This window comes from Methylobacterium sp. UNC300MFChir4.1 (assembly GCF_900110155.1).
GTDB lineage: Bacteria > Pseudomonadota > Alphaproteobacteria > Rhizobiales > Beijerinckiaceae > Methylobacterium.
Genome location: NZ_FOCS01000016.1, coordinates 59754 through 86121, shown reverse-complemented (window position 1 = coordinate 86121; position 26368 = coordinate 59754). Strand labels below are relative to the sequence as shown.

The window sequence follows — 26368 nt, the reverse complement described above, 5'->3', positions numbered from 1 at the left end:
GGGCCGGCCACCGGGCCGACCGCTCGCGGGATCGTGCGGCCTTGCTATCATGCCCTCGTGCGCCCGGAAACCGTGTGCACCCGCGAAGAACGCGGAGCTGGGTCTCGGCACGGCGGGCCACGCCGCCAACGTTAACCGGACGCGCGGCGCCCCGGAGCGACGGTGGGAGGCGACGCGGTCTCCGTCTCGCGGGACCTGCGCGTCGGCCCGCCCGTCACTCGGCGGCGGTGCGGTTCCCGCCCTGGCCGAATCGGCGCTCGATGTAGTCGATCACGATCGTCTCGAAGTCCTTGGCCAGCGTCGGGCCGCGGAGCGTCATCGCCTTCTTGCCGTCGATGAAGACCGGCGCGGTCGGGGTCTCGCCGGTGCCGGGCAGCGAGATGCCGATATCGGCGTGCTTCGATTCGCCCGGGCCGTTCACGATGCAGCCCATCACGGCCACGTTCAGCCCCTCGACGCCCGGATAGGTCTTCTTCCACTCCGGCATGGAGGTGACGATCCAGTTCTGGATGTCGCGGGCGAGTTCCTGGAACGTGGTCGAGGTCGTGCGGCCGCAGCCCGGGCAGGCCGCCACCATCGGCACGAAGGTGCGGAACCCCATGGTCTGCAGGAGTTCCTGGCTGGCCTTGACCTCGACGGTCCGGTCGCCGCCGGGCTCGGGGGTCAGCGAGTACCGGATCGTGTCGCCGATCCCCTCCTGGAGCAGCACGCCGATGGCGGCCGAGGCGGCCACGAGACCCTTCGAGCCCATGCCGGCCTCGGTGAGGCCGAGATGGATGGCGTAGTCCGAGCGGCGCGCCACCTCGCGGTAGACGGCGATCAGGTCCTGCACCGCCGAGACCTTGGCCGAGAGGATGATCTTGTTCTGCGGCAGGCCGAGCTCCACGGCGCGGTCGGCCGAGCTGATCGCCGAGCGGACCATCGCCTCGCGCATCACCGCCCGGGCGTCGATCGGCCGCGGCGCCTTGGCGTTCTCGTCCATCAGGTGAGTGAGCAGCTCGCCGTCCAGCGAGCCCCAGTTGGCGCCGATCCGCACGGTCTTGTTGTGCTTGATCGCCTGCTCGATGATCGCCGAGAACTGCGTGTCCTTCTTGTCCTTGAAGCCGACGTTGCCGGGGTTGATCCGGTACTTGGCCAGCGCCTCCGCGCAGGCCGGATGGTCGGCGAGCAGCTTGTGGCCGATGTAGTGAAAGTCGCCCACCAGCGGCACGTGGACGCCGATCCGGTCGAGGCGCTCGCGGATCTTCGGCACTGCGGCCGCCGCCTCGTCGCGGTCGACCGTGATGCGCACGAGCTCCGAGCCGACCCGGGCGAGCTGGGCGACCTGCGCCACGGTGGCGTCGATGTCGGCCGTGTCGGTGTTGGTCATCGACTGGACGACGATCGGGGCGCCGCCGCCGACGGTGACCGCGCCCTCGCCCTCGCCGACCGTGACGCCGACGGTGCGGTGGCGCGGGGCGGGGCCGGCGATCTCCGGTCCGCCGCCGGCCAGCGGGTTGTCGGCGGGGTTCTCGGAACGGGTGGCTTCCATGACTTCCATCGTGGACTTTCGCGGGCGCGCCTCGCGGGTGCCGGAGCCGTGACGGCTGCCGGGCCGGTCCCGGGGACACGCCTCGCCGGAACTTCGGGGCTGCCGCGGGTTAGCTGCGGACGACCCGGCGCCGCGTCAACCCGGCGCCGCGCGGGACAGCATCGCGCAGGACAGCATCGCGGCTGTCATGTCGTATCCGGGCGCGGATGTCGAGTTTCCTGCACGTCCCGGAGGCACCCGCCGCCGTCGCCGGCCGGTTTTCGTCGGACTCTGTTGCCGATTCGCTCAGGCCGGGACAGGTGCCGGCGCGGGGCGGGCACCCCGCCGCGATCCCGTCGCACGGTTGATGCTGCATCGCAGCATCCCATCTGTGTGGTGGATCAGGAGGCCGACATGAGCGAGCAATTCGGTGGCGCCGAGCCGCACAACCCCGCCACCGCCGTTCCCGAATCGCCCGTCACCGACGCGATCGAGGCGCAGCCGGCGCAGGCGCCGGGCCCCGCGCTCGCCGGGCCCAAGTTCGAGAAGCCGGTGGCGCTCGCTCTCCAGGGCGGCGGCGCGCACGGCGCCTTCACCTGGGGCGTGCTCGACGCTCTCATCGAGGACGGCCGCCTCGGCTTCGAGGCGGTGACGGGGGCGAGCGCCGGGGCGATGAACGCCGTCGTTCTGGTGGATGGCTGGCTGAAGGGCGGCCCGGACGGGGCCCGCGAGGGTCTGGAGCGGTTCTGGCGCGAGGTCAGCCTCGACGGCGACCTGGGGCCGGCCCAGCGCAACCTCGTGAGCGGCCTGTTCAGCCTGTGGAAAGGCAACCCGGTGGCCGAGTTCTGGGCCAAGATGCTGGCGCCGAGCCCCTACGTGTCGAACCCGCTCAACATCAATCCGCTGCGCAAGGCGCTCGCCGAGCAGGTCGATTTCGACCGCCTCCGCGAGGCCGACACGGCGGGCCTGTTCGTCTCGGCGACCAACGTCTGGACCGGCAAGCTGGCGGTGTTCGAGCGCGAGCGCCTGACCGTCGACCACCTGATGGCCTCGGCCTGCCTACCCACGGTCTTCCAGGCGGTGGAGATCGACGGCGTGCCCTACTGGGACGGCGGCTACCTCGGCAACCCGCCGCTCTACCCCCTGCACCGCGGCGCCCAGACCCGCGACATCCTGCTCGTGCAGATCAACCCCGTGGAGCGGCGCGAGACCCCGCGCACGGAGGCCGAGATCCGCGACCGGCTCAACGAGATCACGTTCAACGCGAATCTGATGCGCGAATTGCGGGCGATCGACTTCCTCGACGGGCTGATCGAGGAGGGCACCCTCGGCCAGGGCCAGTACCGCCGGGTCCTCGTGCACCGGATCGACGGCACCGACGCCCTCGAGGACTACAACGCCGCCTCCAAGCTCGACGCGCGCTGGACCGTGTTCAAGCGCCTGCGCGACAAGGGCCGCGCCGCCGCGCAGGCCTGGCTCGCCGAGAACTACGAGCGGATCGGCCGGGATTGCACGGTCGACCTTCAGCAGGCGTATCAGTGATGGGCCCTTCGGGCCGCGTACGGATAATTGATCTCAAGACATTTTCCTGTCGAGGTCTGTCAAAGATTATCAGATCTGGCAGATTATCGGCCTGACGTTCGGTGGAAGGAAAGGAGTTTGCGTAGATGGATCTTGGTCTGACTTTGAGCTAATAAAAATTTCTCTTTATAAGCGACGATGAAGCGTCTACGGGCAGAGCGCGGTTGATGAGGCGGCGACTCACTCACCGCGGGGAGAGCCCGAGACATGTCATTTCGTATGTCTGACTACAGGATCAGCATCAAGATCGCCCTTGTCATGGGCGCGATGCTCATCGTTACATTGGTCGTGGCCGGCATAACCTTGCGGAACATCGGTGACATCCGGGAAGCTCAGGACCGGATCGAGCACACGCAGGCGGTGCTGGAACAGGTCGAGCGGATGAGCCTCGCGATGGTGAATCGGGAGACCGGCCTGCGCGGCTACCTGATCGCCGCGGAGCCGCGCTTCCTCGAGCCCGAGACGGCCGGACGTGAGGCCTTCGCGGCGGCCTGGTCGGAGATGCGGCGGCTGGTGGCGGACAACCCCGCGCAGCAGGCACGCTTGACGGACCTGAAGTCCCTGGCTGATCGCTGGGGCAGCGCGTTCGCGGATCGCGAGATCGCCCTGATGCGCGATGCCGCGACGCGGGAAGAGGCGCGCCGGATCATGATCTCGGGCGTCGGCAAGGCGATCATGGACGAGATCCGCGCCAAGACGGCCGAGATCGCCGACACGGAGCGCGCGCTGATGAACGGCCGGGCTCAGGCCGCGGCGACGGCCATCGCGGCGACGCGTTCGGCGAGCCTGATCGGCCTCGGCCTGATGGCCGGCATCGGGCTGATCGGTCTGGCGCTCCTGCAGATCGGCATCGCCAAGCCGGTCCGCGCCATCACGGCCGCGATGACCCGGATGGCGGCGAACGATCTCCGGACCGAAGTGCCCGGAGTCGGCCGCGGTGACGAGATCGGTGCCATGGCCGATGCGGTCCGAGTCTTCCGCGACGGCCTCGTCCGAGCCGCGACCCTCGAAGCCGAGGCTGCGCAGGCCCGTGCCGCCCTCGATGCGCAACGCAAGGCCGCGATGGTCGAGATGGCCGACGGCTTCCAGGCGGCGGTCGGCGGCGTGGTGCGGGCCGTCTCGTCGGCGGCGAGCGAACTCGAATCCACGGCCGCGCGCATGAGCTTCGCCGCGGCCGAGACGGCCGACCAGTCGACGACGGTCGCGGCGGCGGCCGAGCAGGCGGCCACGAATGTCAGCACGGTGGCCGCCGCCGCCGAGGAACTCGGCACGACCATTCACGAGATCGGCCGTCAGGTGCAGACGGCGGCCGACTTCGCCGACACGGCCGTCGCTGAGGCCGGACGATCCGCGGACCTGATGCGCAGCCTGCGGGAGAGCGCGACGCGGATCGGCGATGTGGTCGGCCTCATCTCGGGCATCGCCGGCCAGACCAACCTGCTGGCCCTCAACGCCACGATCGAGGCGGCCCGCGCCGGCGCGGCGGGTCGCGGCTTCGCGGTGGTCGCGAGCGAGGTCAAGGAACTGGCCGAGCAGACGGCGAGAGCCACCGACGAGGTCGCCCGACAGGTCGGCGAGATCCAGTCCTGGACCGGGGACGCCTCCGACGCGATCACGCGGGTCGTCAGCCGCATCAACGAGATCAGTGCAGTGTCGAGCGGGATTGCCGCGGCGGTCGAGGAGCAGGGTTCGGCGACTCAGGAGATCGTCCGGAACGTCGGGCAGGCGGCACTCGGGACCGGAGCCGTCACCAACAACATCGCGGCCGTGGCCCGTTCGGCGGAGGAGGCCGGGAGCGCCGCCGCACAGGTGCTCGAGGCGGCGTCCGGGCTGCTGGGGCAGGCTCAACAGCTCGACGCGGAAGTGGGCCGCTTCCTCGACACGGTCCGGACCGGTTGAGGCCGCCCGCCGGCCTTCCGATCCGCCGGCGGTCGAGCCTGCGTCGAAACGACCGTCGCGGCGCATGAAACCGTGGCGGGTCGGGCGCGTTGCCGCGCGGAAAATTGCGCGCTCAGTGGCGCGACGAGGTCGCGAAGAGGTCACCGCCATGACGCTGCTGCGCCGCGAGGCCCTGATCCTGATCGGTGCCGGTCTCGCCGGCGGCGCCCGCGCCGCGGAGCAGCCCGCCGGCACCGCGCGGGCCACGGATTTCGCCTTCGAGACCCCGGAGGCCGCGCTGATGCCGCTCTCCGCCTACGCGGGGAAGCCGATTCTCGTGGTCAACACCGCGACAGCGTGCGGCTATGCCGGGCAGCTCACCGGGCTGCAGACGCTCTGGACGCGGTTCGGCGATCGCGGGCTCATCGTGCTGGGCGTCCCGTCGCCGGATTTCGGCAACCAGGAACCCCTGGACGGCCCGGCCATCGCGGAGGCGGCGCGGAGGAATCACGGCGTCACTTTCCCGCTCACGGCCAAGACCCGGGTGAAGATGCCGGGCGCCCACCCGTTCTACCGCTGGGCGGCGGCCGAGCGCCCCGCCGAGACGCCGCGCTGGAACTTCCACAAGTACCTGATCGCCCGCGACGGCACCCTCGCGGCGGCCTTCGCCACGCAGGTCGAGCCGACCGATCCGCGGGTGATCTCGGGGATCGCCGCCACCCTCGACCAGGCCTGACGGCGACGCCGGGCCGGGGGCGGGATTAAACGCGCGGGCCCCGCGTTCACACATCATGGCATCGGACAAGAACAAGCGCGCGGACCTCCTCGGCCTGCTGGTGCCCCTGCGGCGCTACGCGCGGTCGCTCACCCGCGACACGCTGCGGGCCGACGACCTCGTGCACGACACGCTGGTGCGAGCCCTGGAGATGCAGGGCTCGCTCCGGCCGAACACCAATCTGCGCACCTGGATGATGACGGTGCTGCACAACGCCTTCATCGACGAGCAGCGCCGCCGGCAGGTCGAGGCGCGGCACGCCGACACGCTGGTGCGGATGAGCGAGGACATGGCGCCGCCGGCCCAGGAGGGTCAGGTGCGCCTCGCCCAGATCCGGCAGGCCTTCCTCAAGCTGCCGGAGGAGCAGCGCGCCGCGCTTCACCTCGTTACCCTGGAAGGCATGGCCTACGCCGACGCGGCGGCGGTCCTCGGCATCCCGATCGGCACGCTGATGTCCCGTCTCGGCCGCGGCCGGGCGGCCCTGCGGGCCTTCGAGGAGGGGACGCGGACCGACCGCGGCTCCGACGAGGCGGAGACTGCCAAGACACCCGAGACGCGGCGCGGACCGCCCTCCACCCTCCGGCTCGTCGTGTCCGACGAGCCGCGGGAAAGGTCCGCCTGGCCTCTGCGACGCGCCGTCGGAGAGAGCTGAACACGGAGCTGATGAAGGACCGGCACCCGCGGGCGCCGGTGCCGACTGACGATTGCGACCGGCGGATCGCCTCCGGGCACGCTGGATTCGAGGACTTCACGATGATCGATCCGATCACAGACGACGATCTCATCGCCTTCGTCGACGGCCAGATCGACCCAATGCGCCGTCTCGACGTCGAGGCGCACCTCGCGGCCAATCCCGAGGCCGCGGCCCGGGTGATGGCTGAGATGCACGATCGCGACGCTCTTAGGGCCTGCTTCGAGCGCGTTCCGGGGCCCGGGCCGGACCGGAACATGGTCCTGGCGCGCCGCTTCGACCGGAACCTGCGCTGGCGCCGCGTCGCCTCGCGCCTGAAGCGGGCCGCCGCGATCGCGGTGCTCGTGGGCGCGGGCTGGCTGGCCCACGACGAGATCGGCCGCTTCGGCGTTCCCGACACCCTGGCGGCGACCCCGGATCCGGCCCTGATCGCAGATGCGCGGCAGGCCCGGGTCGTGGCGCAGCTGCGCAAGAGCATCGGTGGCCAGGCCGACGATCCGGTCTACGACCGGGCGCGCCTCCGCTCGGCGACCGGCATCGACCTGCCGGCCCTGCCCGACGGCTGGCGGGTGCGCGACATCCAGGTCTTCCCCGCCCGGCACGGCACCGGGATCGAGGTCGCCCTCGAGACCGAGCGCTTCGGCGAGGCGTCGCTGTTCGCCACCCGCGGCATCCGCGGCGGACCGACGACGCTCATCACCGGCTCGGACGACGGCGACGTCGTCTCGTGGAACGCGGGCGACACCGCCTACGCCCTGAGCGGCCCGCGCAGCGACGCGGACCTGCGTCAGGCGGCGAGTCTCCTCGGCGCCGGTCCGGCGACCCGCTGAGCGCCGCGCCGGACTCCGGCCCGGGGCCTCGACAGGGCGCCCCGGCGGGTGCCAAAGATCGGCCATGCAGGCCGCGGATCCAGCACGGGACCCAGCACGGGACGATGACGGGCTCGCAGCCCTGTTCGAGGCGGCGCGCGCGGTGCGCGCGCACGCGCACGCGCCCTATTCCCGCTTCCCCGTCGGGGCCGCGCTGCGCGACGAGCGCGGCGCGATTCACGCCGGCTGCAACGTCGAGAACGCCGCCTACCCGGTCGGAACCTGCGCGGAGGCCGGGGCGATCGCCGCCATGGTGGCGGCCGGCGGCCGGCGCATCGCGGCGATCCTGGTCTGCGGCGACGGCAACGGCTTGGTGACGCCCTGCGGCGCCTGCCGCCAGCGCATCCGCGAATTCGCCCGGCCGGACACCCCGATACACGCCGCCGGTCCGGGCGGGGTCGCCCGCACCTTCACGCTGGCGGAGCTGCTGCCGGAATCCTTCGGCCCGGAGACGCTCGGTGAGTGAGGCGGCCGCCCGCGACGCCCTGCGCGCCGCCGGCTTCGCGGGTCCCTACGCCTGCGCGGTGGTGACCGGCACCGGCCTCGGCGGGATCGCGGCGGCCCTCACGGACGCGAGCGCCGTCGACTACGCGGCGATCCCCGGATTTCCGGGGCCCGGCGTCAGCGGCCACGGCGGCCTCCTGCACCGCGGCCGCCTCGCGGGGCGGCCGGTCCTGATCTTCGAGGGGCGGGCCCACGCCTACGAGCGCGGCGATCCGGCGGCGATGCGGGTGCCGCTCGCCTGCGCCCGGCACCTCGGCGCCCGGCGCCTCCTCCTCACCAACGCCTCCGGATCGCTGCGGCCCGGGACCGGGCCCGGCAGCCTCGTGCTGCTCGCCGACCACATCAACCTCTCCGGCCTGAACCCGCTGATCGGCGAGGCCAGCGACGCCCGGTTCGTGCCGATGACCGAGGCCTACGACCCGCATCTGCGGGCGCGGCTCCGCGCGGCGGCCGAGACCTGCGGCGTGCCCCTGGGGGAGGGGGTCTACGCCTGGTTCTCGGGCCCGAGCTTCGAGACGCCCGCGGAGGTGCGGATGGCCGGCATCCTGGGCGCCGACCTCGTGGGCATGTCCACCGTGCCGGAGGTGATCCTCGCCCGGTTCCTCGACCTGCCGGTGGCGGCGGTCTCGGTGGTGACGAACCTCGCGGCCGGCATCGCCGGCGGCGCGCCGCACCACGCGGAGACGAAGGAAGTCGCGGCCCGGGCCGCGGAGGATCTCGGCCGCCTGGTCCGGGCGTTCGTGGCCGGCCTGCCCGACGGAGAGACAGCCGATGACTGACCCCGAAGCCGGCGCGGTCGCCCGCCGGGCCCTGCCGCTCCTCGACCTCACCGATCTCGGCGAGACCTGCACCGAGACCCGGATCGACGTCCTCTGCCGGGACGCGAAGCGCGGCGGCGTCGCGGCGATCTGCGTCTGGCCGCGCTTCGTCGCGCAGGGCGCGCGGGCGCTCGCGGGCACCGCGATCCGGATCGCCACGGTGATCAACTTCCCCGCGGGCGGCGAGGACTGCACCCGCGCCACCGACGACACCGCCGAGGCGCTGCGCGACGGCGCCGACGAGATCGACCTCGTCCTGCCCTACGGCGCGCTGCTGCGGGGCGAGGCGGCGGTCGCCCGCGACATGGTCGAGGCCGTGCGCGACACCTGCGGGTCCGCGACCCTCAAGGTGATCCTGGAGACGGGCGAACTCGCCGATCCCCGGTGGATCCGGGAGGCCGGCCGGATCGCCCTGGAGGGGGGCGCCGACTTCCTGAAGACCTCCACGGGCAAGAGCCCGGTCTCGGCGACCCCGGAGGCCGCCGAGGCGATGCTGGCCGAGATCCGCGCCAGCGGCCGCCCCGCGGGCCTGAAGGTCTCCGGCGGCCTGCGCAGTGTCGCCGACGCCGCCACCTACCTCGACCTTGCCGACCGGGTCATGGGCCCCGGCTGGGTGAGCCCGAGAACCTTCCGGCTCGGGGCGAGCAGCCTGTTCGAGACCTTGATGCGGGCGCGGACGCTGTGAGCGTGCGGCTGCCTCAGGAGACGATCCGGACCAAGCGCGACGGCCAGCCCCTCGATCCGGACGAGATCGGGGCCTTCATCCGCGGCCTCACCGACGGCACGGTCGGGGAGGGGCAGGCGGCGGCCTTCGCCATGGCGGTGTTCTTCCGCGGCCTGTCGCTGCCGGAGCGGGTGGCGCTCACCCGCGCGATGGCGGAATCGGGCCGGATCCTCGCCTGGGACCTGCCCGGGCCCGTCCTCGACAAGCACTCCACCGGCGGCATCGGCGACGCGGTGAGCCTGCCGCTCGCTCCGATGGTCGCGGCCTGCGGCGGCTACGTTCCGATGATCTCGGGGCGCGGCCTCGGCCATACCGGCGGGACGCTGGACAAGCTCGGCAGCATCCCGGGCTACGACGCCACGCCCGGGCTCGACGCGTTCCGCCGGGTCGTCGCGGAGGTCGGCTGCGCCATCATCGGCCAGACCGCCGAACTCGCGCCCGCGGACCGGCGCCTCTACGCGATCCGCGACGTCACCGGCACGGTCGAGTCCCGCGACCTGATCACCGCCTCGATCCTGTCGAAGAAGCTCGCCGCCGGGCTCGACGGGCTCGTGATGGACGTGAAGCAGGGCTCTGGCGCCTTCATGGCGGGCGTGCCCGAGGCGCGGGCGCTGGCCCAGAGCATCGTCACGGTTGCGGAGGGGGCCGGCCTGCACACCGCCGCGCTGATCACCGACATGGACGCGCCGCTCGCCAGCGCGGCCGGCAACGCCGTCGAGGTCGCCTACGCGCTCGACTACCTGACGGGCGCGCGCCGCGAGCCGCGCTTCCACGCGGTCACGGTGGCGCTGGGCGCCGAGATGCTGGTCGTGGGCGGCCTGGCGCCGGACCGCGACAGCGCCGCGGAGCGGCTGGAGCAGGCCCTCGCCTCGGGGCGGGCGGCCGAGGGCTTCGGCCGCATGGTCGCGGCGCTCGGCGGACCGGGCGATCTCCTCGAGCGGCCGGAGGCGCATCTGCCCGCCGCGCCGGTGCGCCGGGCGGTCCGTCAGGACGGGACCGTCGCGGGGATCGCGACGCGGGCGCTGGGCCTGGCGGTGATCGGACTGGGCGGCGGCCGCACGCGGCCTGAGGATCCGGTCGACCCGCGGGTCGGCTTCACGGATCTTGCCGGTCCCGGATCGTCCGGCGGGCTGCTCGGGATCGTCCACGCGGCCGACGAGGCCGCCGCGGACCGGGCGGAGGCCGCGCTGCGGGCGGCCTACCGGATGGGCGACGCGCCGCCGGAGCGCCCGCCCGTCCTCGAGCGGGTGGGCGCCGGCTAGCGGGCGCGCCCGGCCATCACGGAGCCGTGGCCGGGCGCGGCGGGCTCGGAGCCCTTACCAGCGGCCGTAGCCGTGGCGATGGCCCCAGCCGCCGTGGTGATGGTGACGCGGGCCGAAGCCGCGGTGCCCCCAGCCGTGATGATGGCCCCGGCCCCAACCGTGGTGGTGATGGCGCGGGCCGTAGCCGCGGTGACCCCAGCCGCCGTGGCGGTGCCCGTAGCCGTAGCCGTACTGGACGGTCTGGATGTCGCCGGCTTCCGCCTGCAGGCCGGCATCGCGGCCGAGGGGCGCGGCCATGGCCGGCGCCGCGAAGGCGAGTCCGCCGAAGGCCAGGGCGGCGGCCAAACGGGTCCGTGCGGTCTTGGTGAACATCGGCGTTCTCCTGATCCACGCCGGTCGCCCTGTGGCGTCCGGCCGTGTCCCAGGTGTGCGCCTTTCCAGTTGACGCAAACGTGACCTATTCGCTCAGGCCGTGTTCAGGTCAGGGTCGGCGGTAGACCCAGACCCGCGCCGGCGGCAGGTTCAGCCAGACCCGGTTGGAGCGATCGGCGGTGTAGCTGCCGGCCTCGCAGCGGGCCGGGATCGGCGGAACGACCGCGTAGGTGAACTGCACGAAGGGCGCGCCCGGCCGCATCAGGTCGTGCGCGGTGTTGAGCAGGTCGAGCCGCTGCTCCAGCGGCTTGGTGAACAGCGGCAGGCTCGAGATCGTCGCGGCGGCGGGCTCCGTCAGCACGTCCTGGAGGCTCGCGCGCATGTTGTAGGCGTCGCCCTGGATGACCCGCACGCCCGGGAAGCGATGGGTCAGGAGGCGGCAGAAATCGGGGTTGAACTCCACGAGGATCAGCCGCTCCGGCGCGACGCCGCGCCGGATCAGCGCCTCGGTCACAGGACCGGTGCCGGGGCCCAGCTCGACCACGGGCCCTTCGAAGCGCGGGTCGACGTAGGCCGCCATGGTCCGGGCGAGCATCTTGCCCGAGGGCGTCACGGCCCCCGTGACCAGGGGGCGCTCCAGCCAGGACCGCAGGAATCGGGCCTCGTCCTCGAGGGGGTCGCGCCGCGGCCCGAAAATCGCGCTCCTGCCCGCAGGAGCCTTCGCGTTGGGACGGCGGAGCGGCGGCAAGTCCTGGATTCCTTGATGCCGGATGAGAATGAATGGCTAGGGACGGCGCTGTCTTACAGTCAAGCCGGCGCCGCGCCTAGGGGATGCAAGCCACGCCGGCCGCTTGCATAACGGGTCTTCCCGGGATTCGGATCCGGCCTCACGGCCGGACCGCGCCCCCGAAGAAGTCCCGCACCTTCGAGAAGAAGCCCGCGGACTCGGGATGGTTCTCCGGGGAGGCCGACTGGTCGAACTCCTGGAGCAGCTCGCGCTGGCGCTTGGTCAGGTTCTGCGGGGTCTCGACGAAGACCTGGATGTAGAGGTCGCCGACCTCCCGCGAGCGCAGCACCGGCATGCCCTTGCCCTTGATGCGGAACTGCTTGGCGGTCTGCGTCCCCGCCGGGATGCGCACCTGCGTCTGCGAGCCGTCGATCACCGGCACGGTGATCTCGCCCGAGAGCGCGGCCGTGACCATCGAGATCGGCACCCGGCAGAACAGGTCAGCGCCGTCGCGCTGGAAGAACTCGTGCTGCTTGATCGATAGGAAGACGTAGAGGTCGCCCGCCGGCCCGCCGCGCAGCCCGCTCTCGCCCTCGCCGGCGAGCCGGATCCGAAGCCCGTCATCGACGCCCGCCGGCACGTTGATCGAGAGGGTGCGCTCGCGGTTGACGCGCCCGGCGCCCTGGCAGGCGGTGCAGGGGTCGTCGACGATCTCGCCGCGGCCGTGGCAGTTGGGGCAGGTCCGCTCGATGGCGAAGAAGCCCTGCGCCGCCCGGACCCGTCCGTAGCCCGCGCAGGTCGGGCAGGTCCGCGGCTTCGAGCCGGGCTTCGCGCCGGACCCGTCGCAGACCTCGCAGGTGATCGAGGTCGGGATCTTGATGGTCTCGGCCTTGCCGGTGAAGGCCTCCTCCAGGGTGATCTCGAGGTTGTAGCGCAGGTCGGCCCCGCGCTCGCGGCCCGGCGTGCCGCCGCGTCCGCGGCCACCGCCGGCGGCCCCGCGGCCGTCGCCGAAGAAATTGTCGAAGATGTCCGACATGAAGTCGCCGAACTCGTTGCCGAATCCGGGACCGCCGGCCCCGCCCTGGCTGAAGGCCGCATGGCCGAACCGGTCGTAGGCGGCGCGCTTCTGGCCGTCGGAGAGGCACTGATAGGCCTCGTTGATTTCCTTGAACTTGATCTCGGCGTCCTTGTCGCCGGGATTCCGGTCGGGATGATAGGTCATCGCGAGCTTGCGGAAGGCGACCTTCATCTCGCCTTCCGTGGCGGTCTTGGTGACCCCCAGGATCTCGTAGTAGTCCCGCTTCGACATCCCGCCCTCAGGTGCCTTCCCGTCCCGTCCCGTACCCCGGGCCGCGACGCTTCTCTACCACCGCGCCGCCGTTCCGGGAGGCCGCGACGAGCCCGGAAACCGGAGGCGCCGACGACGCGGATCCGCGATCGGCCGGCGGCTCCCGGTTCCGGGCCCCGCAGGCCCGGCATGACGGAGCTTCTGAATACGCTTCTCACGCAAAGGCGGGGCCGGATCGCTCCGGCCCCGCGCGGTCGTATCAGATCTGCGCCTCAGGCGCGCTTCTTCTGGTCCTTCTCGTCGACCTCCTGGAAGTCGGCGTCGATAACGTCGTCCTTCTTCTCGGAGGCCGCCGCCTCGGCACCGGCATCCGGGCCGGCCGCCTGGTTGGCGGCGTACATGGCCTCGCCGAGCTTCATCGAGGCCTGCATCAGGTCCGTGGTCCGGGCCTTGATGGTCTCGACGTCGTCGCCCTCCAGCGCGGTCTTGAGCGCGGTCATCGCGGTCTCGATCGCGCCCTTGTCGGCGGCCGGTACCTTGTCGCCGTACTCGGTCACCGACTTCTCGGTGGCGTGGATCAGGCTCTCGCCCTGGTTCTTCACCTCGACGAGCTCGCGCCGCTTCTTGTCGGCCTCGGCGTTCGCCTCGGCGTCCTTCACCATCCGGTCGATGTCGGCGTCCGACAGGCCACCCGAGGCCTGGATGCGGATCTGGTGCTCCTTGTTGGTCGCCTTGTCCTTGGCCGTCACGTTGACGATGCCGTTGGCGTCGATGTCGAAGGTCACCTCGATCTGCGGCATGCCGCGGGGCGCCGGCGGGATGCCGACGAGGTCGAACTGGCCGAGCAGCTTGTTGTCGGCCGCCATCTCGCGCTCGCCCTGGAAGACCCGGATCGTGACCGCGTTCTGGTTGTCCTCGGCGGTCGAGAAGGTCTGGGACTTCTTGGTCGGGATCGTGGTGTTGCGGTCGATGAGCCGGGTGAACACGCCGCCCAGCGTCTCGATGCCCAGCGACAGCGGGGTCACGTCCAGCAGCAGCACGTCCTTGACGTCGCCCTGGAGCACGCCGGCCTGCACAGCGGCGCCGATGGCCACGACCTCGTCCGGGTTGACGCCCTTGTGGGGCTCCTTGCCGAAGAAGGACTTCACCACCTCCTGGATCTTCGGCATGCGGATCATGCCGCCGACCAGCACCACCTCGTCGATCTCGGAGGCCGACACGCCGGCATCCTTGAGCGCCTTGCGGCAGGGCTCGATCGTGCGCTGCACCAGATCGTCGACGAGCGACTCGAACTTCGCGCGGCTGAGCTTCAGCGCGAGGTGCTTCGGGCCGGTGTTGTCGGCGGTGATGTAGGGCAGGTTGATCTCGGTCTGGGTGGCCGAGGACAGCTCGATCTTCGCCTTCTCGGCGGCCTCCTTGAGGCGCTGGAGGGCGAGCTTGTCCTTGGTCAGGTCGATGCCCTGTTCCTTCTTGAACTCGGCCGTCAGGTACTCGACGATCCGGTTGTCGAAGTCCTCGCCGCCCAGGAAGGTGTCGCCGTTCGTCGACTTCACCTCGAAGACGCCGTCGCCGATCTCCAGGATGGAGACGTCGAAGGTGCCGCCGCCGAGGTCGTAGACCGCGATCGTGCCGGACTTCTTCTTGTCGAGGCCGTAGGCGAGCGCCGCCGCGGTCGGCTCGTTGATGATGCGCAGCACCTCGAGGCCCGCGATCTTGCCGGCGTCCTTGGTGGCCTGACGCTGGGCGTCGTTGAAGTAGGCCGGGACCGTGATGACCGCCTGCGTGACCGGCTGGCCGAGATGCGACTCGGCAGTCTCCTTCATCTTCTGCAGGGTGAAGGCGGAGATCTGCGAGGGCGAGTACTTCTTGCCGTCCGCCTCGACCCAGGCGTCGCCGTTGTCGCCGCGGGCGATCTTGTAGGGCACGAGGCCCTTGTCCTTCTGGGTCATCGGGTCGTCGTAGGTCCGGCCGATGAGCCGCTTGATGGCGAAGAACGTGCGCTCGGGGTTCGTGACCGCCTGGCGCTTGGCCGGCTGGCCGACGAGCCGCTCGCCGTCGTCCGTGAAGGCGACGATGGACGGCGTGGTGCGCGCGCCTTCCGAATTCTCGATGACCTTGGGCTGCGTGCCTTCCATCACGGCCACGCAAGAATTGGTGGTGCCGAGGTCGATGCCGATAACTTTACCCATGGTGGGATCCCTCTTTGTGTCGCGTTCAAGCAGACCGCCGAGCCCCGAAGCAGCTCGGCCCATGGCGGTGTCGGGGGTGATGTGAGTATGGGACCCGGGCCGGATCAAGGGCCGTGAACGGCTGAAACCCAGCGCGCAATCCCGCGTCGAGGGCGATATAAGAAGCCCGTTCCGGGCCCGCAAGGCGAAGCCTGCGCGGCGGGATCGGTCCCGCGGATCCGCGCCATCCCCTTGTCATTCCGGCAGGATCTCGCCGCTCGGACGGCGTCGGCCCGGTGGCGTGGCTGCATTTTGTTGCTCCGCTGCCACGTCCGCGCCATCGACGGCGTGTTAACGTTTCGACAAGGGGTTGCGCGTGGCCCCGCCACTTCGTCTCCCCGTCGTAGAGTCCGATGCGCCCGACCCGCAGCCTCCTGCTCCCGATCCTGGCGGTCGCCGTCGCGGCGCCCGGGATGCTCGCCGCGCCCCCCGCGCAGGCCCAGAACTTCTTCGAGCGCCTGTTCGGCATCAAGCCGGAGCGGCCGCCGACGCCGCCGCGGGGCCTGCCGGAACCGGCGCCCGTCCCGGGGGCCCCGGGCGAGCCGGGCCCGCCCGCGGCGGCTCCCGAGGCGCCCCGGCCCGCCCCCGCCCCGGCCCGCCCGGTCGTGCTGAAGACGCCCTCCGAGGACGGCGTGATCGGCCAGGAGCTGCAGCTCAACGGCCTGTCCGGGTCCCTGAAGCTGGAGCGCTCCGGCACGGCCGTCACGGCGCGGATCAAGCTGCCCGGGACCAAGATCTCGCAGCCGGCGGATTCGTGCACCGTCCCGCTCGCGGGCGGCAATCCGGTGCCGCTCACCGCCGAGGGCAAGCCCGAGGGCGTGCCCCGCTTCGAGGCCGCCGGGGCCGAGTGCCCGCTGCGCTTCGACGTGACCGACGGCGGCGTCCTGGTCTCGAGCCTGGGTTCGGGCCCGGTCTGCACCTTCTCGGCGGCGGATTGCGCGACCACGCCGGTCGGTCTCTGGGGGCCAGGCGCCGCCACCCTGATCCCGCGGGCCGGCGAGTTCGACACGGCCCGGGGCGTCGCCGACAAGGCCGTACGGGACAATTACAAGCTGATGACTCAGCGGGCCCGGCGCGAGGACGTGCGGCCGATCGTCAGCGAGCAGGCGGCGTTCTCCTCAGACCGGGAGCAGCTCTGCCGCACCTACGCGCGCGAGGGGACGCACGGGTTCTGCCATCTGCGGGTGACGGAGAACCGCGCCCTGGCCCTGGCGACCCGGCTCGGCGCCAACACGGCGACGCCCACCGCCGCCGTGGCGCCCCGGCGGCCCCGGCCCAAGCCGGCCGTTGAGGGCATGAACCCGGACGCGGTCGGCGGCGGCGACGCCGTTCCGGAGTAAGACCGCCCCGTGACGGCCCGGCGCGACCGTCTTTGCGGGCGGAGCGAAGCAGCCCAGGGTAGCGCGAGGCTGGCCGGCGTAGCGTTCCTGGATCGCTTCGCTCCGCTCGCAAAGACGGCGTGCCGCCCCGGCGAGCGCGGTCGGGTCAGGCCCGGCCGGCGGTCATCGACAGCATCGCCGGGTCGATGCCGTTGGCCCGCAGGGCGAGGTCGTACTTGGCGTCGAGGTCGGCGTTGAAGATCAGGGCCGGGTCGGCCGGGCAGTTGAGCCAGCCGTTGGCCATGATCTCGCTCTCCAGCTGCCCGGCCTGCCAGCCGGCGTAGCCGAGCGCCAGCACGGCGCTGGCCGGCCCCTCGCCGCTGGCGATGGCGCGGAGGATCTCCACGGTCGCGGTCAGGCAGATGCCGTCGTCGATGATCAGCGTCGATTGCTGTATGTGGAAATCGTCGCTGTGGAGCACGAAGCCGCGCCGTCCCTCCACCGGGCCGCCCATCAGGACCGGCATGTGGCCGACCCGCTCGCGCAGGCGGATCGCGTCCGCCTCGGGCGCCACGTCGAGCTGGACCAGCAGGTCCGGCATGCTGATGTCGGTCGCCGCCTTGTTGACGATGATGCCCATGGCCCCGTCGGCGGAATGGGCGCAGATGTAGATCACCGAGCGCGCGAAGCGCTCGTCGGCCATGCCGGGCATGGCCACGAGGAACTGCCCGTCGAGGAAGTGCGGGCCCGACAGCTCCGTGCGGAGCGGCGCCGCCTTCCCGGCCTGGGACGACGCTGCCGACATGGGATCGGGCCTGCGGTGCGGAGGGTGCGCCATGCGTCCATGCTACGCCGCGCCCCTCCGTTGTCCAGCGGGCAAAAGGGACGCAGCAAGCCTCCCCCAAGCTTGTGCGGGTCTCAATCCCTGTCCCACAATACCCGGGTCGGTCCGCGTCGCGGCCGGCGCGGTCACCGTTGAGGCTCGCTGGTCATGGCGGATGTCGCACCCGCTCCCACCTTCGACATCGAGGAGCAGCGGGCGCGGATCGAGCGGTCCCAGGAGGAGACCCGCAAGTTCGTCGCTGAGCAGCACAAGCTGATCGCCGAGCAGGCGAAGCTGCTGGCCGAGCAGGCCAAGCTCGGCCGTGACCGGGCCCTGGCGCCCTGGCAGGTGGCCCTCTCGGGCATGGCGGCGGGAGCGGCCTTCTTCGGGGCCGGGGCGGCCTTCATCAAGCTGATCGGCCCGTGAGGGCGGTGCAAGCCGGAGCTGGCCGCATCCTCGACAGGCACCCCCTGCCACGCTAGGTCAGGCGCGCTGCTCACGCGCGCCATCCCAGCGCGCGACAACGAGGGACCCGCGATGATCCAGGTCGGCGACCACCTGCCCCAGGCCACCTTCCGGGTGATCGGCCCCGAGGGCCCGATCGCGCGCACCACCGACGACGTGTTCAAGGGCCGGCGCGTGGTGCTGATCGGCGTGCCGGGCGCGTTCACCCCCAGCTGCCACCGCAACCACCTGCCGGGCTTCGTCACCCACCGGGACGAGATCCTCGGGCGCGGTATCGACGCCATCGCGGTGACGAGCGTCAACGACGTGTTCGTGCTCGACGCGTGGTCGAAGGCGAGCGGCGCCGAGGGGCTGGAATTCCTCGCCGACGGCAACGCCGATTTCGCCAAGGCCCTCGGCCTGGAGATGGACGGCACCGGCTTCGGCCTCGGGATGCGCTCGAAGCGCTACTCGATGCTAGTCGAGGACGGCGTCGTCCGGATCCTCAACGTCGAGGAGACGCCCTCGAAGGCCGAGGCGTCCGGCGCCGAAGCACTGCTGAAGGTCCTCTGAGGACGCCGCCGGCCGCAGATCGGCCCTCTTAAGGCCACGTTCCGTCCGCTTGTGTCGCCGGGCTCTGCCCGGAGACCGGCCCGAGGACCGCATGGCCTTCCTGAACGACCTGCCCGTCGCCGACCTGATCGCGAATTACGGATACATCGCGATCTTCGTGATCATCACTCTCGAGAGCGCCGGCGTGCCGTGCCCCGGCGAGACGGTGCTGATCTCGGCCGCCGTCTACGCCGGCAGCACCGGGAACCTGAACATCGGCCTGGTCATCGCCGCGGCGGCGACGGCGGCGATCCTGGGCGACAATGTCGGCTACTGGGCGGGGCGGCGCTGGGGCATGCCGCTGCTGCTCCGCTACGGCCATCTCATCGCCCTCGACCACGGGCGGCTCAAGCTCGGCCAGTACCTGTTCCGCCAGCACGGCGGGAAGATCGTGTTCTTCGGCCGCTTCACCGCGATGCTGCGCGCCTACGCGGCCCTGCTCGCCGGGGTCAACCGCCTGGACGCGCGCCGCTTCTTCGCCTTCAACGCCCTCGGCGGCATCGTCTGGGCCGGCAGCATGGGCATCGGCTCGTACTATTGCGGGCGCCAGATCGAGCACATCGTCGGCCCGGTGGGCCTGACCCTGCTCGCCCTGGTGGTGTTCGGCGGCCTGGCCCTGTGGCTGTTCGTGCGCCGCCACGAGGCGCGCCTGCTCAGCGAGGCGGAGATCGCCATCCCCGGCCCGCTCGCCTGACGGGCATCACGTCTCCGCGAGGTCGAACGCCTCGATCGCCTCGAGGGCGTCGTGGTGCAGGAGGAGGACGCCGGTGGCCGTGGCGAGCCGGCGCGCCGCCGGCGTGAAGCCGGCGTTCGACACCACGGCGGCCCGGTCCCCGTCCCAGTAGCGCAGGGCCGCGGCGGCTTCCTGCACGGCGGCGTTGCCCACGGGCTTGCTCAGCCGCTTGCACTGCACGACGAGGCGCAGCCCGTCCCGCACCGCCACGATATCGGCGCCCTGGTCGCCGCTCGCCGGCGTCCGGTGCGCCCGCCAGCCCGCCCGGACCAGGCGCTCGGCGCAGTAGCGCTCGTAGTCCAGCCCGTCCCCGGGCGCCTCGTCCTCCTCCGGGAGCGCGACGGCGGCGGCCTCGGCCTCGACGATAGCCAGCATCCGCGCGTGCTCCGCCTCGGCGAGGTCGGCGAAGCGGGGACCGAGCTGCGGCAGGACGGTCCGCTCGAGGAAATAATCGCGCTCGCGCAGCCAGCCGTCTTCGATCCGGTTGCCGTAGGGGTCGGTGTAGCTCTCCTGCCGCCGCCGCAGCGCCAGCGTCTCGGCATGGGCGCGGGCGATCCGGCGCACCCGGGCCCGGAACCGGCGCGGGCGCCCGAGATGCCGCAGCAGGACGAGCGCGAGGGCGAGTCCCGTCGCGGCGAGCGCCGGCCGGCCGTACCAGAGCCCGAAGGGAAGGCCGATCACGGCCGTCCAGAACAGGCGGGCGACGAGGCTGGGCTTGCCGGGCATCGGGTCTCGGGGGCGCTGACGGGCCCCCGACCCTCGCAAGCGCGGCTTGCCCGATGCCTAACCCGCCTCCGAAAGCTGTGGACGCGGACGCGGATGAGAGCGCCGCGCCGTCAGCCCTTCCGGCGCTGGTGGCCGAGGCCCATGCTCTTGGCGAGGCTGGACCGCGCCGCGGCGTAGTTCGGCGCCACCATCGGGTAGTCGGGCGGCAGGCCCCACTTTCCCCGATACTCCTCGGGCGTCAGGTTGTAGTGCGTCCGCAGGTGGCGCTTCAGCGACTTGAACTTCTTGCCGTCCTCCAGGCAGACGATGAAGTCGGGCTGGACCGAGCGCCGGACCGGCACGGCCGGCCGCAGCTGCTCCGCCGGCGGGGCGGACGGCTCGCCGAGCCCGTGCAGCGTCGCGTGGATGGCCGCGATCAGCCCCGGCAGTTCCGGCGCGGGGACCGGATTGTTGCTCACGAAGGCCGACACGATGTCGACGGACAGCGTGAGATAGTCCGGTTGCCCTTCACCCGTGGCGTCCATCCCGTAACCTCCAATCGATCCCAGCCGGCCACCGACGCCGGCCGGGATCTGTCTCTGCTCGACCCGATACAGGGTAGTTAATGGGCAGTTACTATGGTGGTGTGAATTCAATAGCAAGTCCAATCCACACATGCCCACAAGTGCCGTCTTAGAGTGGATAAATGGCGCCCGATATTGAACAAAAGGAGGTCTGGAGACCGCGCTCGCGTCGACCACGCGATTTCCGGCCGGCGCGTGCCGACCGGGCGTTGCAGGCGCGCCGGATCGCGCCATCTGGGAGGGCGGCGGGCGCCCCGGCGCCTCGTCCGTTCGGACGTGAGCGAGAGGCCAGATGCGTGCCGCCAGGAACGGCCTGCGGGACCGCGTCCCGTGACGATGTCGTGAGCCGCCGGTCGTGAGCACCTACCGGTTCGACAAGCTGCTGGCGCCCCGCTCGATCGCCCTGGTCGGGGCGGTGGGGCGCGAGGGCTCGCTGGGGCGCAGCGTGCTCGACAGCCTGCGCGCCGCGGGCTTTCCCGGCGCGATCATGCCGGTCCAGCCCGACCAAACGACCGTCGACGGGCTGGCCTGCGTGCCGCGGGTCGCGGATCTGCCCGCCGCCCCCGACCTCGTCCTGATCGCGGTGCCGCCGCCGAGCGTGCCCGAGGTCGTCGCGCAGGCCGCCGCGATCGGCGCCGGGGCGGCCGTGATCCTCACGGCGCGGCTCGGATCCGGGCCGGAGGATCCCGGTCCGGTCGCCCACGGGATCGCCCGCGCCCACGGCCTGCGCCTGCTCGGGCCCGACAGCGCCGGCTTGGCGGTCCCGGGCGCGAGGCTCAACGCCAGCCTGTTCGCCCAAGCGCCCGAGGCCGGCGACCTCGCCCTCGTCTCGCAATCCGGCACGGTCGCGGCCGCCATCGTCGCCTGGGGCGCCCGCCACGGCACGGGCTTCTCGGCGGTGCTGTCGCTCGGCAGCGTCCTCGACATCGGCGTGGCCGACTGCCTCGACCACTTCGCCGCCGATTTCCGCACCCGCGCGATCCTGCTCTGCCTCGACCGGGTCGCGGATGCCCGCCGGTTCATGTCGGCCGCCCGCGCCGCGGCCCGGGCTAAGCCCGTCGTGGTCCTGCGGGCCGGCCGGCACCGGCCCGACACCCGCGCCGCCGTCACCCATACCGGCGCCCTGGCCCGCCCGGACGCGGTCTACGCCGCGGCCTTCCGGCGGGCCGGCCTGCTGGCCGTGCCGGACCTCGACGCGATGTTCTCCGCCGTGGAGACCCTGGGGCGGCAGCGGCCGTTCCCCGGCCACCGGCTGGCGATCGTGTCCAACGGCCGTGGCATCGGCCTCCTCGCGGCGGACCGGCTGATCGAGCGGGCCGGGACCCTGGCGGCGCCCGCCGAGGCGGAGGGCCGCGCGCCGGGAAACCCCCTCGACCTCGGCGTCGACGCCGCCGGTCCGGCCTTCGCGTCCGCGCTGACGCCGCTGCTGACGGATCGGACGAGCGACGCCGTGCTGGCGATCCACGTGCCGACGATCCGCTCGGAGGCCGGCGCGGTGGCCGAGGCCGTCGCCGCGACGGTCAAGGCCGCCCGCGCCGGCCAGACCCGCAAGAAGCCGGTCTTCGCGGTCACGCTGGGCGACGCGGAGGCGGCGCGCGAGACCTTCGCGCAGGCCGGGATCCCGCATTTCACCACCGATTCCGAGGCGATCGAGGGTTTCCTGCATCTCGTGCGCTACCGCGAGGCCCAGGACGACCTGATGCGCACGCCGGACTCGCTGCCGCGGGACTTCTCCCCCGACACGGCGCGGGCCCGCTCGATCGTCGCCGGGGCCCTGCGCCAGGGCGCCGCGTGGCTCGACCCGGTGGCGGTGAACGGCCTCCTGCAGGCCTACGGGATCCCGACCGTCCCGATCACGCTCGCCCCCGACACGGACGCGGCCGCGGCGGCCGCGTGGCCGATCATCGCGGCGGGCGGGACGGTGGCGCTGAAGGTCGTCTCGCCGGACATCGTGCACAAATCCGACATCGGCGGCGTCCACCTCGACCTGACCAGCGAGGCCGACGTCGCGGAGGCCGCCCGCAGCATCCTGGCCCGCGCGCGCCGGGAGCGGCCCGACGCCCGGGTCACCGGCTTCGCCGTGCAGCCGATGGTCCGCCGCGGCCAGCGCCGGGAGCTGATCGCCGGGCTCGCGGAGGACGCGGTGTTCGGCCCGGTGGTGGTGTTCGGCCGGGGCGGGACCGCCGTGGAGGTGATCGACGACCGCGCCCTCGGCCTGCCGCCGCTCGACCTGACCCTGGCGCGCGATCTCATTGCCCGCACCCGGGTCGCGCGCCGCCTGGAGGCCTACCGCGACGTGCCGGCGGCCGATCTCGGGGCGATCGCGCTGACGCTGGTGAAGCTGTCCCAGCTCGCCGCCGACCTGCCGCAGGTGCGCGAGCTCGACATCAACCCGCTCCTGGCCGACGAGACCGGCGTGCTGGCCCTCGACGCCCGGGTCCGGATCGGGCGCGCCGAGCGCGGCGACCACGGCAGCGTCCACGGCCGCGGCCACCCGCGCTTCGCGATCCGGCCCTATCCGGCCGAGTGGATCCGCACGCTCAACCTCAAGGACCGGACCGTGCGGGTGCGGCCCGTGCGCCCGGAGGACGAGGGCCTGTTCCTGGCCTTCTTCAAGGGTCTTGACCCGGAGGACCTGCGGCTGCGGTTCTTCGGGCCGGTGCGCGAGTTCAGCCACGCCTTCCTGGCCCGCCTGACGCAGCTCGACTACGCCCGCGCCATCGCGTTCGTGGCCACGGAGATCGGGCCGGGCGGCGGCGAGCGCATGCTCGGTGCGGTCCGGCTCCACGCCGACGCCAACCACGAGAGCGGCGAGTACGCGATCGCGGTGGGCCGCGACGCCCGCGGGACGGGCCTCGCCTTCGCGCTGATGCGCCTGATGATCGACTGGGCGCGCTCCGAGGGGATCGGCCGGGTCGAGGGCACGGTGCTCGCCGAGAACCGGCCGATGCTGGCGGTGTGCCGCCGCCTCGGCTTCACGCAGGGGCGCGACCCGGACGATCCGGGCCTCGTGAAGGTGCACCTCGATCTCGCCGCCGGCTAGCGGCGCGGCGAGGCCCGACCCGGCGCCGGCCGCGCCGGTGCCGGGGCGCGCGGCTCAGTGGCCGCTGTCGGTCGCATTGCGGGTGGTCTCGTAGAGGAACCACGTCCGCTCCTCGGACTGGTCGATCCACTCCTCGAGCTGCGAGGTGGTCGCCACGTCGCCGGCCTCGTCGGTGACCCCGTGGAGCGTCCGCATGTTGGCGGTGAGGGCCTTGTTGTCGTCGCGCAGCTCCTTGAGCATGTCGAGAGGCGAGACGTACTCGGCATCGTTGTCGGCCACGCGGGTCAGGCTCTTGGCCTGGCCGAGCGAGCGCAGGACCGTGCCGCCGATCTTGCGGGCGCGCTCGTTCACCGCGTCGATGATCTCGAAGATCTGGGCCGACTGCTCGTCCAGCAGCAGGTGGTAGTCGCGGAAATGGGGTCCGCTCATGTGCCAGTGGAAGTTCTTGGTCTTGATGTAGAGGGCGAACAGGTCCGAGCTCAGGACCGTCAGGCCCTCGGCGATCGTTCGGACGTCGCTCGGATCGAGGTCGGTCGGGGTGTTGAGGCGCGCGCTCTCGATGCGACTGCTCGGCTTGGCCTTGGCCATGGTCGTCTCCAATGCGATTCGCTGGCTCGGCGCGCCGCTCCGTCACTCCGCGGAGGGGCGGACGCGCTTTCTGCAGGCCAATGGCCGGCCCGCCGGGATGTTCCGGCGTGCCGAGAATCGCATGGCTGGGTTGGCTTTAGCGGATAGGTTCGACGGATTCCAAACTGCGGTGCTCGGTAACGGGCCGCTCCGGCGACGGCTTCGCCGGTGCGGGCCTGACCGGCGGAGGCCCGACCGTCGCGGGCTTGGCCGCGGCAGCCCGCGCGGGAGCCGGCTTCGCGTCGTGGGCCGCACCAGGCCGGGGCGGGACCGGCGCGGTGGCGGGGGCCGGCTTCGCGGCGTCCGCGCCCGCCGCGGGCGGGATCGCGCCGGTGGCGGCGGGCTCGGGCGCCGGCGTGTCGAGGTTGTAGATGTCGTCGCGGAAATGCGCCTTCCCGTCCGGTGTGGCGAAGCCGGTGAGGTACACGAAGGTGACCGGGATCGGCTTGGTGAGCTTGATGTCGCGGCGCTCGCCGTCGGCGATGCCGGTCTCGATCTCGATCGGCCCCCAGCTCGTGCCCGGCCCGTTGGGGCCGTCCGTGCCCTGCAGCAGCCAGCCGACCAGCTCCTTCACCTGTCCGACCCGGACGCAGCCGTGGCTGTGGAAGCGCACGCTCGCGGCGAAGAGCGACTTCGCCGGCGTATCGTGCATGTAGACGGCAAAGCGGTTCGGCATGTCGATCCGCACCTGGCCCAGCGAATTGTCGAGCCCGGAATCCTGGCGCAGCGTGTAATTGACGGCCTTCTGGCCCGCCCAGTCGATCCGGGTCGGGTCGACCTCGCCCGCCGGGCCCAGGATCCGGATGCGGTTCTTGGCCAGGTAGCCCGGGTTCTTGCGCATCGCCGGGATGATCTCGTTCTTCACCACCGAGGCGGGGACGGTCCAGGTCGGGTTGAAGTTGATGTCGGTGATCCGCGTCTCGACGGACGGCGTCGCCTTGTCGGGGGAGCCGACCACCGCGACGTAGCGGCGCGTCACGGCGCCGTTCTCCACCGCCTCCACGGCGGCGGACGGGATGTTGACCACCACGTAGCGCTCGCCGAACGGGAATTTCGAGCCCATCAGCCGGGCCGCGGAGGCGGCGAGCTGGCGCTGGCGCACCGCGGCCGGCACGTTGAGCGCGTTGATCGTGAGCCGGCCAAGGATACCGCTGTCGGGCAGGCCGTGACGGGCCTGGAAGGCGGCGATCGCCGCCACCAGGGGCGGGTCGAGGCGGTCGTTCGCGGGGGCATCCGCCGGCAGGTCGCCGGTCAGCGTCAGGTGGTGGCGCAGGGCGGGGATCGCCGGGTGGCGCTCGCCGGGCTTGAGGCGCGCGAGATCGTCTGGCAGCCGCTCCCAGCCCCCGGCCTCCGCGAAGGCCGCGTAGCGCTCGGCCGCCCGGAGCGTGTCGAGGAACGTCCGGGGTGTCAGCGTCGGGTTCGGGTCGGCGGAGACCTTGGCGTAGACCAGCGGCGCCGGCTCGCGGGATCTCTTCGCCGCTTCCTGAGGCTTGGCCGGCTGGGACTTGGTCTCGGCCGATCGGGCGTCCGACGCCTTGCTGTCCTGTGCCTTCGCGTCCTGCGCCCTGGCATCCTGCGCCTTGCCCTGCGCCGGGACGGGCTCCGGCGCGGCCTCGGTCGCCCGGGTCTCGGCCGGCCTGGTCTCGGCCCGCTTGGCCTCCGCCGGCTTGACGGCCGCGCCCTTCGCCTCACCCTTCGCCTCCGGTGCGCGGGGCTCCTGGCTCTTCGCGGTCTCGCCCGCGGCGGGCGGCACCGCGACCGGCGCGGCGAGCGGCGGCACCGGCGCAGGGCCGCCCTGCGCCGCGCCGGTCCCCTGCGCCAGGGCGACGCCGGGCGCTCCGAGCAGGGCCAGCAGGGACAGGCCCGCACCCAGCGCGGCGTGCGGGCGGGCGTGACGGCGGGGCTGGACCGGGACCATACGCAACACTCCCGACGCGCTCAGGCGGCGCGACCGGGCCGGATGATGGGCCGGCGTGGTTACCAATCTCCTCCGACCCCGAGAGCGGGCAGGATCGGGATTCACGATGCCGCCATTGATTCATCCGCGTGTGACGTCGCGGATGTCGGTCGGCGTGAACGTCCCGCTCATACATTCGTGCGTTGCTGGTTCCGGCGCCCGCGTCTTTGCGAGCGGAGCGAGCGATCCAGACGGCGCGACGCCGCCCGTCGTCGCGCTGCCGCGGGTCACTTCGCTCCGCCCGCGATGACGGAGTAGGACACCTTCATCGAAGCGTTCCGTCGGACACCGCAG

24 protein-coding genes are annotated in these 26368 nt (G+C 72.3%); 14 read left to right on the top strand and 10 right to left on the bottom strand.

Annotated features, from left to right (window positions below):
* Positions 1-214: 214 nt before the first annotated feature.
* Positions 215-1540 (bottom strand): flavodoxin-dependent (E)-4-hydroxy-3-methylbut-2-enyl-diphosphate synthase, encoded by a 1326-nt coding sequence (gene ispG / locus BMY19_RS20530; protein ID WP_026605032.1) that lies wholly within the window; start codon positions 1538-1540, stop codon positions 215-217.
* A gap of 384 nt (positions 1541-1924) precedes the next feature.
* Here ispG and BMY19_RS20525 point away from each other — a divergent pair, with 384 nt between their 5' ends.
* The 9 genes from BMY19_RS20525 (at position 1925) to deoA (ending at position 10612) form a co-directional block, all read left to right on the top strand.
* A complete protein-coding gene (locus tag BMY19_RS20525; protein ID WP_056523645.1) occupies positions 1925-3052 on the top strand; it encodes a patatin-like phospholipase family protein in 1128 nt (375 codons plus the stop codon).
* A gap of 246 nt (positions 3053-3298) precedes the next feature.
* A complete protein-coding gene (locus tag BMY19_RS20520; protein ID WP_170863011.1) occupies positions 3299-4990 on the top strand; it encodes a methyl-accepting chemotaxis protein in 1692 nt (563 codons plus the stop codon).
* A 148-nt stretch (positions 4991-5138) separates the two neighbouring features.
* A complete protein-coding gene (locus BMY19_RS20515) occupies positions 5139-5705 on the top strand; it encodes a glutathione peroxidase (protein WP_100252777.1) in 567 nt (188 codons plus the stop codon).
* 55 nt (positions 5706-5760) lie between these two features.
* Positions 5761-6396: a sigma-70 family RNA polymerase sigma factor gene (locus BMY19_RS20510; RefSeq protein ID WP_100252776.1), complete on the top strand. Its 636-nt coding sequence runs from the start codon at positions 5761-5763 to the stop codon at positions 6394-6396.
* Positions 6397-6497: 101 nt separating this feature from the next.
* Positions 6498-7265: an anti-sigma factor gene (locus BMY19_RS20505; protein WP_026605029.1), complete on the top strand. Its 768-nt coding sequence runs from the start codon at positions 6498-6500 to the stop codon at positions 7263-7265.
* Between the two features lie 64 nt (positions 7266-7329).
* Positions 7330-7770, top strand: coding sequence for a cytidine deaminase (locus BMY19_RS20500; protein ID WP_020093835.1), 441 nt, complete (start codon positions 7330-7332; stop codon positions 7768-7770).
* Positions 7763-8587, top strand: a complete 825-nt coding sequence (locus BMY19_RS20495) for a purine-nucleoside phosphorylase (RefSeq protein WP_100252775.1) — start codon at positions 7763-7765, stop codon at positions 8585-8587. The genes BMY19_RS20500 and BMY19_RS20495 overlap by 8 nt, the downstream gene beginning before the upstream one ends.
* On the top strand, positions 8580-9311 hold the full coding sequence (deoC, locus tag BMY19_RS20490; protein WP_100252774.1) for a deoxyribose-phosphate aldolase: 732 nt from the start codon (positions 8580-8582) through the stop codon (positions 9309-9311). The genes BMY19_RS20495 and deoC overlap by 8 nt, the downstream gene beginning before the upstream one ends.
* A gap of 2 nt (positions 9312-9313) precedes the next feature.
* Complete coding sequence (gene deoA / locus BMY19_RS20485; RefSeq protein ID WP_100252773.1) at positions 9314-10612, top strand: thymidine phosphorylase; 1299 nt, start codon at positions 9314-9316, stop codon at positions 10610-10612.
* A gap of 54 nt (positions 10613-10666) precedes the next feature.
* On the opposite strand, the gene BMY19_RS20480 is transcribed toward deoA, so the two are convergent.
* The 4 genes from BMY19_RS20480 to dnaK form a co-directional block, all read right to left on the bottom strand.
* Positions 10667-10984, bottom strand: coding sequence for a hypothetical protein (locus tag BMY19_RS20480; RefSeq protein WP_100252772.1), 318 nt, complete (start codon positions 10982-10984; stop codon positions 10667-10669).
* Between the two features lie 109 nt (positions 10985-11093).
* Positions 11094-11732: a class I SAM-dependent methyltransferase gene (locus tag BMY19_RS20475; RefSeq protein WP_100252771.1), complete on the bottom strand. Its 639-nt coding sequence runs from the start codon at positions 11730-11732 to the stop codon at positions 11094-11096.
* 139 nt (positions 11733-11871) lie between these two features.
* On the bottom strand, positions 11872-13020 hold the full coding sequence (gene dnaJ / locus BMY19_RS20470) for a molecular chaperone DnaJ (RefSeq protein WP_020093829.1): 1149 nt from the start codon (positions 13018-13020) through the stop codon (positions 11872-11874).
* Positions 13021-13271: 251 nt separating this feature from the next.
* The gene (gene dnaK, locus BMY19_RS20465) at positions 13272-15188 is read right to left on the bottom strand and encodes a molecular chaperone DnaK (RefSeq protein ID WP_029359089.1); all 1917 of its coding nucleotides are present in this window, start codon (positions 15186-15188) and stop codon (positions 13272-13274) included.
* A gap of 392 nt (positions 15189-15580) precedes the next feature.
* Between dnaK and BMY19_RS20460 the strand changes: the two genes are divergently transcribed.
* Complete coding sequence (locus tag BMY19_RS20460; protein ID WP_100252770.1) at positions 15581-16567, top strand: hypothetical protein; 987 nt, start codon at positions 15581-15583, stop codon at positions 16565-16567.
* A 145-nt stretch (positions 16568-16712) separates the two neighbouring features.
* On the opposite strand, the gene BMY19_RS20455 is transcribed toward BMY19_RS20460, so the two are convergent.
* A complete protein-coding gene (locus BMY19_RS20455; protein WP_100252769.1) occupies positions 16713-17351 on the bottom strand; it encodes a YqgE/AlgH family protein in 639 nt (212 codons plus the stop codon).
* Positions 17352-17537: 186 nt separating this feature from the next.
* Between BMY19_RS20455 and BMY19_RS20450 the strand changes: the two genes are divergently transcribed.
* The 3 genes from BMY19_RS20450 (at position 17538) to BMY19_RS20440 (ending at position 19119) form a co-directional block, all read left to right on the top strand.
* Entirely contained in the window at positions 17538-17795 is a 258-nt protein-coding gene (locus tag BMY19_RS20450; RefSeq protein ID WP_020093825.1) for a hypothetical protein, read from the top strand.
* 111 nt (positions 17796-17906) lie between these two features.
* Positions 17907-18386 carry a peroxiredoxin gene (locus BMY19_RS20445; RefSeq protein ID WP_020093824.1) on the top strand — a complete coding sequence of 160 codons (480 nt, stop codon included), beginning with the start codon at positions 17907-17909 and terminating at the stop codon, positions 18384-18386.
* Positions 18387-18477: 91 nt separating this feature from the next.
* On the top strand, positions 18478-19119 hold the full coding sequence (locus tag BMY19_RS20440; protein ID WP_100252768.1) for a DedA family protein: 642 nt from the start codon (positions 18478-18480) through the stop codon (positions 19117-19119).
* A gap of 6 nt (positions 19120-19125) precedes the next feature.
* Here the strand turns inward: BMY19_RS20440 and BMY19_RS20435 are convergent, their stop codons facing one another.
* On the bottom strand, positions 19126-19884 hold the full coding sequence (locus BMY19_RS20435; protein WP_020093822.1) for a restriction endonuclease: 759 nt from the start codon (positions 19882-19884) through the stop codon (positions 19126-19128).
* 110 nt (positions 19885-19994) lie between these two features.
* Positions 19995-20408 (bottom strand): Ros/MucR family transcriptional regulator, encoded by a 414-nt coding sequence (locus tag BMY19_RS20430; protein ID WP_020093821.1) that lies wholly within the window; start codon positions 20406-20408, stop codon positions 19995-19997.
* A gap of 394 nt (positions 20409-20802) precedes the next feature.
* On the opposite strand from BMY19_RS20430, the gene BMY19_RS20425 reads away from it, so the two are divergent.
* Positions 20803-23490, top strand: a complete 2688-nt coding sequence (locus BMY19_RS20425; protein WP_100252767.1) for a bifunctional acetate--CoA ligase family protein/GNAT family N-acetyltransferase — start codon at positions 20803-20805, stop codon at positions 23488-23490.
* A 54-nt stretch (positions 23491-23544) separates the two neighbouring features.
* On the opposite strand, the gene BMY19_RS20420 is transcribed toward BMY19_RS20425, so the two are convergent.
* Both BMY19_RS20420 and BMY19_RS20415 read right to left on the bottom strand, forming a co-directional pair.
* The gene (locus BMY19_RS20420; protein ID WP_020093819.1) at positions 23545-24078 is read right to left on the bottom strand and encodes a Dps family protein; all 534 of its coding nucleotides are present in this window, start codon (positions 24076-24078) and stop codon (positions 23545-23547) included.
* Between the two features lie 136 nt (positions 24079-24214).
* Positions 24215-26035 (bottom strand): L,D-transpeptidase family protein, encoded by a 1821-nt coding sequence (locus tag BMY19_RS20415; protein ID WP_100252766.1) that lies wholly within the window; start codon positions 26033-26035, stop codon positions 24215-24217.
* Positions 26036-26368: the final 333 nt, after the last annotated feature.

Bases quoted from the DNA above. Each gene is read 5' to 3' on its own strand.
- BMY19_RS20415 (WP_100252766.1), bottom strand. From the start codon at position 26,035: ATGGTCCCGGTCCAGCCCCGCCGTCACGCCCGCCCGCACGCCGCGCTG.
- BMY19_RS20420 (WP_020093819.1), bottom strand. From the start codon at position 24,078: ATGGCCAAGGCCAAGCCGAGCAGTCGCATCGAGAGCGCGCGCCTCAAC.
- BMY19_RS20430 (WP_020093821.1), bottom strand. From the start codon at position 20,408: ATGGACGCCACGGGTGAAGGGCAACCGGACTATCTCACGCTGTCCGTC.
- BMY19_RS20480 (WP_100252772.1), bottom strand. From the start codon at position 10,984: ATGTTCACCAAGACCGCACGGACCCGTTTGGCCGCCGCCCTGGCCTTC.
- BMY19_RS20460 (WP_100252770.1), top strand. From the start codon at position 15,581: ATGCGCCCGACCCGCAGCCTCCTGCTCCCGATCCTGGCGGTCGCCGTC.
- deoC (WP_100252774.1), top strand. From the start codon at position 8,580: ATGACTGACCCCGAAGCCGGCGCGGTCGCCCGCCGGGCCCTGCCGCTC.
- BMY19_RS20510 (WP_100252776.1), top strand. From the start codon at position 5,761: ATGGCATCGGACAAGAACAAGCGCGCGGACCTCCTCGGCCTGCTGGTG.
- BMY19_RS20505 (WP_026605029.1), top strand. From the start codon at position 6,498: ATGATCGATCCGATCACAGACGACGATCTCATCGCCTTCGTCGACGGC.
- BMY19_RS20450 (WP_020093825.1), top strand. From the start codon at position 17,538: ATGGCGGATGTCGCACCCGCTCCCACCTTCGACATCGAGGAGCAGCGG.
- BMY19_RS20525 (WP_056523645.1), top strand. From the start codon at position 1,925: ATGAGCGAGCAATTCGGTGGCGCCGAGCCGCACAACCCCGCCACCGCC.
- dnaJ (WP_020093829.1), bottom strand. From the start codon at position 13,020: ATGTCGAAGCGGGACTACTACGAGATCCTGGGGGTCACCAAGACCGCC.
- BMY19_RS20435 (WP_020093822.1), bottom strand. From the start codon at position 19,884: ATGCCCGGCAAGCCCAGCCTCGTCGCCCGCCTGTTCTGGACGGCCGTG.
- BMY19_RS20445 (WP_020093824.1), top strand. From the start codon at position 17,907: ATGATCCAGGTCGGCGACCACCTGCCCCAGGCCACCTTCCGGGTGATC.
- BMY19_RS20455 (WP_100252769.1), bottom strand. From the start codon at position 17,351: ATGTCGGCAGCGTCGTCCCAGGCCGGGAAGGCGGCGCCGCTCCGCACG.
- ispG (WP_026605032.1), bottom strand. From the start codon at position 1,540: ATGGAAGTCATGGAAGCCACCCGTTCCGAGAACCCCGCCGACAACCCG.
- dnaK (WP_029359089.1), bottom strand. From the start codon at position 15,188: ATGGGTAAAGTTATCGGCATCGACCTCGGCACCACCAATTCTTGCGTG.
- BMY19_RS20520 (WP_170863011.1), top strand. From the start codon at position 3,299: ATGTCATTTCGTATGTCTGACTACAGGATCAGCATCAAGATCGCCCTT.
- BMY19_RS20440 (WP_100252768.1), top strand. From the start codon at position 18,478: ATGGCCTTCCTGAACGACCTGCCCGTCGCCGACCTGATCGCGAATTAC.
- BMY19_RS20500 (WP_020093835.1), top strand. From the start codon at position 7,330: ATGCAGGCCGCGGATCCAGCACGGGACCCAGCACGGGACGATGACGGG.
- BMY19_RS20515 (WP_100252777.1), top strand. From the start codon at position 5,139: ATGACGCTGCTGCGCCGCGAGGCCCTGATCCTGATCGGTGCCGGTCTC.